The sequence below is a fragment of the Paenibacillus sp. J22FR21 genome, assembly GCF_056269135.1.
In genome coordinates this window covers 339,101-350,871 of record NZ_JBWDNJ010000007.1, presented here as the reverse complement: position 1 = coordinate 350,871, position 11,771 = coordinate 339,101, and the positions used below count along the sequence as shown (strand labels likewise).

Annotated in this window: 13 protein-coding genes; 4 read left to right on the top strand and 9 right to left on the bottom strand. The window is 52.2% G+C overall.

The window, feature by feature from the left end:
• Nucleotides 1-202: 202 nt before the first annotated feature.
• Nucleotides 203-1,141 (bottom strand): aldo/keto reductase family protein, encoded by a 939-nt coding sequence (locus tag AC0YNS_RS24720; protein WP_475783603.1) that lies wholly within the window; start codon nucleotides 1,139-1,141, stop codon nucleotides 203-205.
• 173 nt (nucleotides 1,142-1,314) lie between these two features.
• On the opposite strand from AC0YNS_RS24720, the gene AC0YNS_RS24715 reads away from it, so the two are divergent.
• Entirely contained in the window at nucleotides 1,315-1,647 is a 333-nt protein-coding gene (locus tag AC0YNS_RS24715; RefSeq protein WP_090984234.1) for a winged helix-turn-helix transcriptional regulator, read from the top strand.
• Between the two features lie 93 nt (nucleotides 1,648-1,740).
• On the opposite strand, the gene AC0YNS_RS24710 is transcribed toward AC0YNS_RS24715, so the two are convergent.
• The 3 genes from AC0YNS_RS24710 to AC0YNS_RS24700 form a co-directional block, all read right to left on the bottom strand.
• The gene (locus tag AC0YNS_RS24710) at nucleotides 1,741-2,760 is read right to left on the bottom strand and encodes an HD-GYP domain-containing protein (RefSeq protein WP_475783602.1); all 1,020 of its coding nucleotides are present in this window, start codon (nucleotides 2,758-2,760) and stop codon (nucleotides 1,741-1,743) included.
• 202 nt (nucleotides 2,761-2,962) lie between these two features.
• On the bottom strand, nucleotides 2,963-3,547 hold the full coding sequence (locus AC0YNS_RS24705) for an RNA polymerase sigma factor (protein ID WP_475783601.1): 585 nt from the start codon (nucleotides 3,545-3,547) through the stop codon (nucleotides 2,963-2,965).
• 95 nt (nucleotides 3,548-3,642) lie between these two features.
• Complete coding sequence (locus tag AC0YNS_RS24700) at nucleotides 3,643-4,776, bottom strand: glycerate kinase (RefSeq protein ID WP_475783600.1); 1,134 nt, start codon at nucleotides 4,774-4,776, stop codon at nucleotides 3,643-3,645.
• Between the two features lie 94 nt (nucleotides 4,777-4,870).
• Here AC0YNS_RS24700 and AC0YNS_RS24695 point away from each other — a divergent pair, with 94 nt between their 5' ends.
• Together AC0YNS_RS24695 and AC0YNS_RS24690 are read left to right on the top strand one after the other, a co-directional pair.
• Nucleotides 4,871-5,566 carry a Dph6-related ATP pyrophosphatase gene (locus tag AC0YNS_RS24695; protein ID WP_475783599.1) on the top strand — a complete coding sequence of 232 codons (696 nt, stop codon included), beginning with the start codon at nucleotides 4,871-4,873 and terminating at the stop codon, nucleotides 5,564-5,566.
• Nucleotides 5,567-5,646: 80 nt separating this feature from the next.
• Nucleotides 5,647-5,934, top strand: a complete 288-nt coding sequence (locus tag AC0YNS_RS24690) for a hypothetical protein (protein WP_475783598.1) — start codon at nucleotides 5,647-5,649, stop codon at nucleotides 5,932-5,934.
• Nucleotides 5,935-5,965: 31 nt separating this feature from the next.
• Here AC0YNS_RS24690 and AC0YNS_RS24685 read toward each other — a convergent pair whose 3' ends face one another.
• Both AC0YNS_RS24685 and AC0YNS_RS24680 read right to left on the bottom strand, forming a co-directional pair.
• Nucleotides 5,966-7,174, bottom strand: coding sequence for a copper amine oxidase N-terminal domain-containing protein (locus tag AC0YNS_RS24685; RefSeq protein WP_475783597.1), 1,209 nt, complete (start codon nucleotides 7,172-7,174; stop codon nucleotides 5,966-5,968).
• Between the two features lie 107 nt (nucleotides 7,175-7,281).
• Nucleotides 7,282-7,896 carry a phosphatase PAP2 family protein gene (locus tag AC0YNS_RS24680; RefSeq protein WP_475783596.1) on the bottom strand — a complete coding sequence of 205 codons (615 nt, stop codon included), beginning with the start codon at nucleotides 7,894-7,896 and terminating at the stop codon, nucleotides 7,282-7,284.
• A gap of 118 nt (nucleotides 7,897-8,014) precedes the next feature.
• Between AC0YNS_RS24680 and AC0YNS_RS24675 the strand changes: the two genes are divergently transcribed.
• Nucleotides 8,015-8,887, top strand: a complete 873-nt coding sequence (locus tag AC0YNS_RS24675; RefSeq protein WP_475783595.1) for an SDR family oxidoreductase — start codon at nucleotides 8,015-8,017, stop codon at nucleotides 8,885-8,887.
• Nucleotides 8,888-8,914: 27 nt separating this feature from the next.
• On the opposite strand, the gene AC0YNS_RS24670 is transcribed toward AC0YNS_RS24675, so the two are convergent.
• The 3 genes from AC0YNS_RS24670 to AC0YNS_RS24660 form a co-directional block, all read right to left on the bottom strand.
• Nucleotides 8,915-9,769, bottom strand: coding sequence for a protein phosphatase 2C domain-containing protein (locus AC0YNS_RS24670; RefSeq protein WP_475783594.1), 855 nt, complete (start codon nucleotides 9,767-9,769; stop codon nucleotides 8,915-8,917).
• Between the two features lie 174 nt (nucleotides 9,770-9,943).
• Entirely contained in the window at nucleotides 9,944-10,216 is a 273-nt protein-coding gene (locus AC0YNS_RS24665) for a DUF6171 family protein (protein ID WP_475783593.1), read from the bottom strand.
• A 5-nt stretch (nucleotides 10,217-10,221) separates the two neighbouring features.
• The gene (locus AC0YNS_RS24660; RefSeq protein ID WP_475783592.1) at nucleotides 10,222-11,718 is read right to left on the bottom strand and encodes an alpha-N-arabinofuranosidase; all 1,497 of its coding nucleotides are present in this window, start codon (nucleotides 11,716-11,718) and stop codon (nucleotides 10,222-10,224) included.
• Nucleotides 11,719-11,771 lie beyond the last annotated feature (53 nt).

Sequence of the window (11,771 nt, the reverse complement as noted above, 5' to 3'; positions counted from 1 at the left end):
GATTTTGAAACTCTCAGCTACTTTTAGCGCCGGTTTCGTCGGTGAGAGTCGGATTTCACGACTCTCACCGCCACATAGACGTCGGAGATCATGTAAGAAGGTTACTTTGCGATATCGGAGCAATGAGGCATCATTTTACCGCAGAGAGCGGCAACGAAAACAAAAGCCGGACCAGCAACGCCGGTCCGGCCTCCAAACTAAACTAACCCAGAATCGTCTCGATCCGTGCAAGCACGTCTTCCGACAGCTTGATGCCGGATGCGGCTACGTTCTCGACGACCTGCTCCGGACGGCTGGCGCCGACTAGGGCGCTGGCTACGTTCGGTTGGCGCAGAATCCATGCGAGGGCCAATTGGCCGGTCGTAATCTCCAGCTCGCCTGCGATTTCGGACAAGGCGCGTACTTTAGCAAGCTTCTCGTCGGTGATGCCTTTGCGCATCCAATCGAGCTTCGAGGCGCGGCTGCCCTCCGGCAGATCTGCAGCGGATGTGTATTTGCCCGTCAGCAGCCCTTGTGCAAGCGGCGAGAACACCACTTGTCCAATGCCGTTCTTCTCCCCGTAAGGAATAACTTCTTTCTCGATATAACGCTCGAACATGTTGTAGATCGGCTGGCTCACAACGATACGGTCTAGCAAGTAACGGTCAGCTGTACCCAGCGCATCCGCCATCTGGGAAGCCGTCCATTCGCTGACACCTGCGTACAGCACCTTGCCGGAGCGGATCAAATCATCGATTGCGCGCAGCGTTTCTTGCAGCGGCGTCTCTTGGTCATAACGGTGGCAGTAGAAAATATCTACATACTCGGTATTCAGACGCTTCAAGCTGGCATTGGCCTGCTCGATCACATGCTTGCGGGACAAGCCGCGGTCGTTCGGACCGTCACCCATTGGCCAGAACGCTTTAGTCGCGAGCACATAGGATTCGCGCGGGAACTGCTTGATCGTTTCGCCGAGCAATACTTCCGCAGCGCCACGCTCATATACGTTCGCCGTATCGAAGAAGTTCACGCCAAGCTCGTACGCCTTCTCGATTGCTTTTACCGCATTCTCACGTTCCACATAACCGCCATATGTAAGCCAGCTGCCCAAGCTGACTTCACTCACCTTTAGTCCGCTGCCGCCAAGTCTTCTAAACTCCATTTTTCCAACCTCCCAGAGATAATTGCAGTTCCCTGCATACGCTGTCAAACTAACGTAACCCCTATTCTACTCATATCATTATAGATTTTAAAGTAGTGAAATAATTGTCATTATATTATACTTAATATATATACTATACTTTATGTAACTAATTCATAACGGAGGATTATACAATGTCTGCAAATAATTATATCCCCAAAGTCCCCGCCGTCATCGACTGCAATATCGAGAAAACGCTGGATGTGATCGGCGGCAAATGGGCCTTTCTTGTCCTTCGCGAGCTATTCTGCGAGAAGCGTCGGTTCGGTGAGCTGCAGCGGTTGATCCCTTCCGTCAGTCCACGAGCGCTGACGAGTACGCTTCGTCACTTAGAGGGACAAGGTGTGCTTGAGCGCCATGTATTCCCGACCGTCCCGGTCACGGTAGAATATTCGCTGACGCCTAAAGGCGTCGACCTGCATCAAATTTTGCATGAAATGAAGTTATGGGCTGCCAAGTGGACCTAATCGCAAACGAACGAAAGCACGCGCACGCACCGCACAGAAAAAGAGCAGGCATTCACATCACGACGTGAACCCTGCTCTTGCTATTTGCCGAACCTATAATCCGATAATCTGTTTAATTTGCAGCTGACGATCCGCGGACAAATCCACGAATTCTTCGCCGACGCGTACGAGCGGCGCTTCCTCGTCATGCGGATTAATAAAGACGATCTCGCCAACTCGGTCATCGGTGAGGACGACTTTCTGGCCGATCATTTTGGTCGTGATATTCTCAAGGAATACCGACACGATATGCGGGTCAAGCTGCCCAAAATAACCCTCGCGCAGCTGACGAACCACCTCATAGAAAGGCAGTGCCTTATGGTAGGGCCGATCGGAGGACATGGCATGGAAGATATCCGCCACCGCTACGATTTTGCTGAAGCTATCGATTTTATCCGAGGTCAAGCCTAGTGGGTAGCCTTTGCCGTCCTCGCGTTCATGATGCTGGAGGGCGACTAACGCAGCACGGTAGCTGATGCCTTCGGTTTTCTTCAATATTTCATAACCGTAAATGGTATGTTTCTTCACGACTTCGAATTCTGCCTCTGTCAGCTTGCCTGGTTTATTTATGATCTCCGGCGGAATTTTCACTTTACCTACATCATGCAGCGTTGCTGCAAGGGTAAGCGCTGTCAATTCGTCTTCTTTAAAATTCAGCCATTTGCCGATCATCGTCGCCAGCACGCCAACACCGATGTTGTGCTGATACGTATAATCACCCTGCGCCTTGACCGCCTCGAAAAGCTCGAATATATTCGGATGGCTGGCCACGCTCTTAACAGCGGGAATAATGTTGTTCTGCAGCTCATCCATCGGAACCTTGCCTGTTTCCCGAATGGTGTCATACATTTCCTTAGCTCGGATCGTAACCTGACTCACAGCGGAATGAGGGGTATTCGACTTTACTGTTTTCTCTGGTTCCACAATATCGAAAATAATGGAAATATCTTCAATTTTGTGCTTTTCTAGTAGGACTAAGTGCTCTTCTTCCAGCACGATATTAGCAGGCAACACGGTTACGCCAAATGCATTAACGACTTCTTTTTTCAAGGTTTTCCCCAAATAGTTTCGCATAGCGCCTCCAACAAAAGTCGTACTTGTCCCTTTTTTCCAAGGTAAATGTTTACTGTTTACTCTACTGTACCATGCTGATATAGCCATTGTCCTATGGTATTGTTTTACAGACTGCAAGAATGAATCTAAAGTACTACTCCAAACGCCAAAAAGAGCCTCCCTTCTCTACCAAGAGGCCCATTTTTAAATCTGATCTGATCCTTTATAATTCGCCGGTCATCAATGCCGTTGTCCATCGGTCTACCAGATATGGAAGCGCGGGTGCGCTTCTGCGCTTCCCGGCTCGACTGCGTGGAGCAGCCGCCGGCTCTTGCTGAGCTCCTCGCTTACGGAGTGTTGATTTGGAGCGGTGCAGCACCATTTTGACAGCAGGGACCGTACATTGCAGCTCATCGGCAATATCCTGGTAGGAATAATCGAACACCTCTGCCAGCAGAAGCATCTCCATCTCGCGAGCGGACAGATGCTCGGTTACCCACTCCAGCGTCCCGCGAATAGCGGCGTAGTTGTTATCGTAATACGGCAATTGAAGGGCCTCATCGATCGGAACGGTTATGCCGCGTCGTTTGCGATGTGCGTCAATATGCACGTTGCGGGCGATTTTGTACAGCAGCGACCTAGGGTGACGAAGAATGCCGGTATCCCGATAATGCTTGAATGCCCGAAGCAGCGCCTCCTGCAGCAGATCCTCCGATTCCCATTTGGATGCGGTCAAATAATAACAATAGGTCCGCACATGCCGGAGATGCGGCTTGATGGCTTCTTCGAACTCGGTCCACGGCTTCATGCTAACTGGTCTCCCCCCTGCTTTTGTCCTGTTTCACTGATCCTGACCACAGTCTAACAGGCCATTGTGAACATGATGTGAAAAAGAAGAGGATTTTAAATTGAATTTTTGAGTAGGGCAAACAGCTGGGCAGCACTGGCCTCCGCCCACTCCGCAGTATGCGCCATCGCCTCTTCTAAGCTGCATGGTCCCGGGACGATGGAGAATGCGCTCACCTTCCCGAGCTTGCTTAGCTCATGAATCGACAACACCCGCATCCCGCACAAAATAATAACCGGAACGCCTAGGGGCCCTGCAGCCCTGCACACCCCTGCCGCTACCTTTCCCGCTAACGTCTGCTCGTCCAGTTTGCCTTCACCGGTGATGATATAGTCGGCATCCTTCGCGGCTGCAGCGAATCCGCTTGCTTCCATAACCACTTCAATGCCGGGGCGGACCACCGCATTCATGAATCCGGCAATGCCAGCCCCCATTCCACCGGCCGCGCCGCCGCCGGGCAGGGTCAGCACGTCAATCCCGCGCGTGGCGCGGATCTGCTCGGCGAATAGGCGCAGCCCTTCATCGAGGACGGTCACCATCCCCGGCGTTGCCCCCTTCTGCGGACCGAAGATGGCCGATGCGCCTTGCGGACCGCATAGCGTGTTGGTTACGTCGCTCGCGATCGTAACCCGCGTTTCCGCTAGACGCGGATCTAGCCCAGCGGCGTCCAGCTCAGCTAGCTGGCTCAGCGCTCCGCCGCCTTCGGCGAGGGGCTGTCCTTGCGCATCCAGCAGTTGCAGCCCCAGCGCTCGCAGCATGCCTGCGCCGCCGTCATTGGTCGCGCTGCCGCCAAGGCCGATAATGAATTTACGATAGCCTTGATCCAGCGCATGCTTAATCAGCTCGCCGGTGCCGCGGCTTGATGTCTTGAGCGGCAGTCGCTCTTCCGCAGTTAGCAGCGGAAGCCCAGAAGCCTGAGCCATCTCAATCATTACCGTCTCGCCGTCACCCAGTACACCGTAAGCGGCAGTCATGGCGCGACCAAGCGGGTCGGTCGCTGCTACTTCTATCCGTGTGCCGCCGGTAGCGTGCACAAGGTTGTCCAAGATGCCTTCTCCGCCATCGGCAAGCGGCAGTTCATGCAGCTCTGCCTCCGGAATGACGGACCGAATGCCTCTGGCAATAGCGCTGCACAGCTCCTTTGCCGATGCGGAGCCTTTGAAAGAATCAGGTGCAATGACCACTTTCATACCTCTATCTACTCCCGTCGAATATATCTATGTAAGTTATTATCCTATATAATTTGTACCACATCACTACAATTCATAACGGGGAATGATCATCATGGAAGAAACGATGGATTGGAAGAATGGAACAATCGTCGGACGTCGATTTATCGCCTCCTTCAGCGGCGGCAAGGATAGTGCACTCGCTCTATATAAAGCCATGCAGGTTGGAGAAGCGATCGGCCTCATCGTTATGCTGGAAGAGGAAGGAAAACGTTCCAGATCCCACGGCATGCCACCTGAGCTTATTCGCGCTCAAGCGGATGCGATCGGACTGCCGCTCTATACAGCCGCTGCGAGCTGGGCTGATTATGAGCAAGCTTTTATCGGCCAATTGGTACAAGCGAGAGAGCGCGGAGCCGAAGTGCTCGTAACAGGCGACTTGGAACTGACGGATTATGGCTGCTGGCAGGATGAGGTATCGAAGAAGGCAGGCTTGAAGCTTGGCATGCCGCTGTGGCAAATGGATCATCTCGAAACCGTAGAAACCTTCATCAATCTCGGTTTTCTATCGGTCGTTGTGACCGTCAACTTATCGCTCGGCATGCGAGAATCAGATCTTGGACGCATGCTGGACCATGCATTTGTTCAAGAGCTCCTTGATCGCGGTATCGACCCTTGCGGAGAAGGCGGCGAGTTTCATACGACTGTGCTGGACGGACCGATTTTCAAGTCTCCGATTTCGGTTCGCAGTTGTGAACCGGTGCGGCATGGTGATTACGCCTTTCTGCCTCTGGAGCTAAGTACCAGGTAATGCTATCCAATGATGAAGGCGTTTGATATAATATCCAAAGCATCTAAATATAGGTATATTAGACCGGGGGGGCAGCGCAGATGTCAGGTTCGAAAGTCATGAAGTGGATATCGGGTTCTTTAGAAATATTTCTAGCCATTCCAATATTGGGGGCACTTGTAGTCATCGGAACCTCCTATTCTGCTTTAGGGTTCATGTTGATTATTCACCTCGTAACCCTGATCCTCTCGAAGAAAGACCGAGAACCGATTTATGGTTCGGTGCTTGGTATCGTAACCTCTCTATTAGCTTGGATTCCTTTCGTCGGTTGGATCCTTCACTTATTAAGCGGAATTTTCCTCATGGTTACTGCAGCAAAAAGGAGCTAAGCACATTCAAGTGCCTAGCTCCTTTCTTCGTCTACTCTTCCGATTCGTCCATATCGTTATACAGCTCGTTGCTGCCCGGCATGAGCAGCCACTTATTGTCTACCTTCTTCAGGTTGTATAAGTTGATCGATTTGACTGGCATCATCTCGCCGCCAATCGTCACTTCAAATGTGTGCAGCGTCAGAAGGAGCGCCTTGTCACCGTTTAGTTCCACGATGGCGTTCTTCTCCAGATTCATTTTCAAGCTGGTTTCGGTGTCCTTGAACAATTCATCCATGGAATTCACATCTTCATCGAAGCCTTCCGCTCCGGCAACAAGTGTAGCCCTGTATGCGTTCAGATCCTTTGCATTTACAGCAGCGGCGTTAGCAGCAATCAGTGCCGAAATCGCTGTCTTATCTGCTTCAGGAGCTGCAATAGCTTCATTCCATATGCCATCGAGATCCAGCAATTGATGGGAAAGCTGCTCGGCATCGTAGATCGCCCATTTGCCGTTCTCTTTGTGAAGCGTGTACAGCATTTCGTTCTCCACATCCGCAAAGAAGCCGTCTCCGCCTACTTTCACCGATTGCTCTACCGTGTACACAACCGCTTCAACCGACGAATAGGAATCGATTGTTTTCTCGCTGAATGTCGTCTTGGTGTGTACTTTCGCGAACGTTTCCTGTACCGAATCACGGATTAAATCTCGTACCGGGGATTCAGAATGGAAGACCGCCATATAAGCTGCCGCGTCCTGTGCATCCTCTGCCGCAGTCAGCTTGTCCAGCACGCCGAACACTTCTGCCTGCTGCTGTGCCGTAGGTCCTTTATCCGCGATCGTAACGATTTTCTTCACGCCGTCCCAATTGACCGTTTTATCCGACAGTGTTGCGATGAAGCGAACGCCTACCATTGTACGGCCGTTCAGCAGCTTCATTTCACCGTTAACGGGAACATTCTTACCATCAACCAAAGCCGTCTTGCCGCTCGGTTTCATCTCAATGCTGCGCACAGCCGACTTTGCTTTAATCAGCTTCGTGGAAGCATTGTAATCGATGGAATAGCCCAGTTGTGTAAACAATGTACGGAATTCCACATAGGTTTTGCCATTCTGAAGCACAGGTGGTGTAGGGAAAATGACCCATTCGCCATTTAGTTTAACTTTAATGTCGGTACCGCCACTTGCCGCGGAAGCCGTCCCCGCCAAAGCTGCGAATACTACGATAATTGCAAGTACCACGCTTAACAAACGTTTCATATGAAACCTCACTTTCATTCTCTCTTATTGGATGACATACCTAATTATAGTATACGAGAGTCTATCAACTGACAACGCTCCAAATGTTAACTGTAGTGCCTGGCAGACTACTTATTCGTACGTGTCCAGCTCCGGAACAATCGGATGCATAATGCAACCCAGCATGCGCTTAGCCAGAAGCCCGCCAGAATATCTGACGGATAATGAACGCCGAGATAAATGCGGGATACCCCCATAATCATGATCATTGCTGCACTTAAGCATAATAGTGCGATGCGCCAGCTTCGCAGGCGGATGTGACGCCACAGTAAATAAGTAATGAGAACATATAACGTGAACGCTGCCATCGCATTGCCGCTCGGATAACTGAACCCGTGCTGTTCAACGAGACGGTGAATATCCGGACGATCACGCTTATAAATAGGCTTCAACAGCTCGTTTAGCAGCGTGGAGCCCAGCATGCCGCCGAGGAGCAATACAAGCTCCTTCCGATGTTTGAATACAAGGAATAAGAGCACTGCAACGATGAGAACGATCGGTATCATCGTTGAGGTTGAACCGATTTTGTTGAATACTTTGGCAATGGAGGTCAGTGCATCGTTCTCCTGCCCTTGCACCGCGGCAATAATCGTTTCATCGAACTGCTTCAGCTTGTCCCGGGATACAAGCATCGACAGCCCCTGAAACCCTGCAATCGCGAGAATAAACAAAATTAACCACATAACGAAATTAACCTCCACATTTACGATATGAAACTGACCGTCTTTGTCAGTCAAGACGGGGTAGACTGAATAGAAAGACGCAACAACAATACAACCTATTAAAGGAGAAGATAACCGAATGAGACCACTTGATGGAAAAATAGCCGTTGTCGCAGGTGCGACACGAGGCGCAGGACGCGGCATCGCAATTGCGCTCGGTCGTGCAGGCGCGACTGTTTATGTCACCGGCCGCAGCGTTCGAGGAAGCTTGTCCGATATGGGCCGCAGCGAAACCATTGAAGAAACGGCAGAGCTTGTCACCGCTGTCGGCGGCAAAGGCATTCCCGTCCGCTGCGATTACACCGTAGAGGACGATGTCCGTGCTTTATATGCCCGTGTAGCCGAGGAGCAGCAAGGCCGACTCGACATTCAAGTGAATGATATATGGGGCGGCGATCCCTTAACGGTATGGCATGAGAAGTTCTGGGAGCATTCCCTGCACAACGGCCTGCTCATTCAGCAGCGCGGTGTCCATACCCACATGATGGCCAGCTATTATGCCGCGCCGCTAATGATTGCTCATGGCTCCGGAGGGCTGTTCATTGAAATTACCGACGGCTACGATTATCGTTACCGCGGCAATCTCTACTATAGTTTAGCTAAAGTTTCCGTCATCCATCTGGCGCAAGCGATGGCAGCAGACCTCCGCCCGCATAACATAGCGGCGGTCGCCTTAACGCCGGGCTTCCTTCGTTCAGAGGCGATGCTGGATCACTTCGGCGTGCAGGAGAGCAATTGGCGGGACGCTGCTGCGCAGGACCCCCATTTTCTGCAATCGGAAACGCCCGCGCTCGTCGGCCAAGCTGCCGCTGCACTCGCATCCGATCCGAATGTGCTTGAGCGCAGCGGCCAGGCTTTGACCTCGTGGGACTTGTCCGAGGAGTACGGCTTCGCAGATGCGGATGGCAGCCGGCCGCACTGGGGCCGCTATGCCGCCGAGCACGGCTTCTAGTCGAAGTAGAAGCCGTAGTCGAAGCCGCTACAATTCGATCCAGAGCGCGGTTTTATCATCGGATTTCTTCACGCGCGGGAAACGAGTACAATCCGGATCGGACTCTTCGAGCTCCGTCAGCCACTCGATATAACGAGGCAGCCCCATCTCTCGGACAAGCGAAGCAATCTCAATGGTGCTGTCCTTGTCCGGCTCTCCCGGCGGCTTCGGAATATAGAGCCCGTCGGTAAAGAGCAGCAGCGATTTCACATTCGTGCGGCTGATACGGCCGAATTCCGCATAATCACTGAACGTCGGATCACCGTTAATAACGCCGTAGCCTTCAATCGTGTTGGCGACTTCACGACCTTGTATAATAACCGGCTTGCTGTACTCCCACAGTGCCTCACGAGTCGTTAGTCCCGCTGCGACGCCTTGTGCCCAAACCGCTTTGGTCCGATCATCCACATGCGCCAATTGATCATTCGTCACGATACGTATCGTTCCGTCTGTGTAATAAACAGCCAGCATACAATCGCCTAATTGAGCAAAATCAATCCATTTCGGCTGAACGCGTACCAATGCCGCACATGCATTCCACACGGCTTCCTTCTGCTCCGGCGATATTCCCGCTTCTACCATAGCTGCTCGCAGTGCCGTGTTTGCGCGGGAGAGCAGGCTCATCAACATATCCGAAGCAGCGTCTGCAGCCGTAGCTTCATTGCATGTCCGAGCTACCAGCTGCGCAGCTAAGTAGCCGCCGCTTTCTCCGCCCGGCCCTTGGTAGGACACTAATGAAGTTGCTCCATCAATAACCCCAAACAGACGGAGCTCATCATTGTGAATTATAGCGTCCTCATTCCAGGGGCTAACCCCTTTTACCGATACTGAAGTGAGTTCCATGACCGTTCCACCTCTCCTTTGATATGATTTATGTTTCGTTCCTATTTGCAGGCAGTAGATTTTAGCATAAGATAGTCTCCCGATAAAGGCAATCCGAATTCCTCCTAGGGGGCTAAGGTAAATAAGAAGACCCGAACCGGCTCTGTTCGAGCCGACTCGGGTCTTCTTATTTCATTACCATCTCGAGCCGCTTGGATGCGGACATCCTTTGACCGCAAGCTTCGCGCGAACCTTCACGAAACAGCCGCAGTGTGCGCAGGTTGTGCCATATTGAAGCGACGAGCACCCTTCGCAATTGGAGAGTCTCTCTTCGTACTGCGTATCCGAGACACAGTCGCCGGGATGCAGCGCCAGTTTGCTTAGAATTCGCTGCAGCTGCGCTTCTTCCACATGCACGGATGCACTGCATCCTTTGCAGCCTTCTTGTCTCTGCGATTCAGTCTCCATACGCATTAGCCTGCACGAAGCACCGCTACCGATGCAGGAGGCAAGGTTACGCGAATCGTGCCGTCCTCATGCTGCTCGATAGACGTCAGCTCCGTAGGCGTTACCTCACCCGGCTGCTCCACGGTGTTATGTGCGTTTAACGCACTGCCCTGCAGCACGGTTCCGCTGAGCGACAGAGCGCCGATCGCTTGCTCAGTCAGGCCTCTCAGCTCTAAAGTAATTTCCGCCGGCTCATCATGGCTTAGATTACATAGGCTGACGTGGATAATGCCTTCCTTGCTGCGCGAAGCCGATATACTCGTCTGCGGAATCGAAGCACCGTTAAAGGTGTAAGAAGCAGCTTCATGATGGATATCGAGTGCTTCCGCATCATGGTGGACTTGGAACATGTCGAAGACATGGTAAGTCGGCGTAACCGTCATCTGTGCGCCTTCCGTCAGAATGACGGCCTGCAGCACATTGACCGTCTGAGCGATGTTCGCCATCCGCACCCGGTCGCAGTGATTGTGGAAAATATGCAGCGTGGCCGCGGCCACAAGCGCGTCGCGCATCGTATTCTGCTGATAGAGGAAGCCCGGGTTCGTGCCCGGCTCCACATCGTACCAAGTGCCCCACTCATCCACGATGAGACTGATTCGTTTCTGCGGGTCGTATTTATCCATAATGGTGCTGTGCTTCTGAACGAGCTCGTCCATGACAAGCGCTTTGCGCAGCGTCTCGAACCATTCCGATGTTTCAAAATCGGTGGCTGAACCTTTCTGCTGCCAATTATGTGGAATTGTATAATAGTGTAGCGTAAGGCCATCCATGAAACGAGCCGCATCCCGCATCAGCACTTCCGTCCAATTGTAATCGAAATCGCTGGCGCCGCACGCGATGCGGAAGATTTTGTTATCTCCGTAGTTGCGCACATATGTCTGATAACGTCTGTAGAGATCCGCATAATATTCCGGCCGCATGTTGCCGCCGCAGCCCCAGTTCTCGTTGCCGACGCCAAAATAGCTGACCTTCCAAGGCTCCTCGCGTCCATTAGCTTGCCGCTCATTCGCCATTGGCGATTCCCCATCGAAAGTCATATATTCGACCCATTCCTGCATCTCTTGGACCGTTCCGCTGCCTACATTGCCATTGATATAAGGCTCGCAGCCAAGCAGCTCGCAGAGGAGCAGAAACTCATGCGTGCCGAAATGGTTGTTCTCCACGACGCCGCCCCAGTGCGTGTTGATCATCCGTTTACGCGTCTCCCGCGGGCCGATTCCGTCTCTCCAGTGGTATTCATCGGCAAAACAACCGCCCGGCCAGCGCAGCACAGGCAGGTTTAATTTGCGAAGCGCTTCCAAGACATCATTGCGAATCCCATGCGTATTGGGAATTTCCGAATCCTCGCCAACCCAAATCCCTTCATAAATACAGCGGCCCAGATGCTCGGAGAAATGGCCGTAAATATTGCGGTTAATGCTGCCCTTGCTGCGGTCTGCGTTGATAACAGTGCGATTCGTCATGCGGATAGACATCTCCTTGATATGGATTTGGATTGTAATTGTGGTCACTGGTA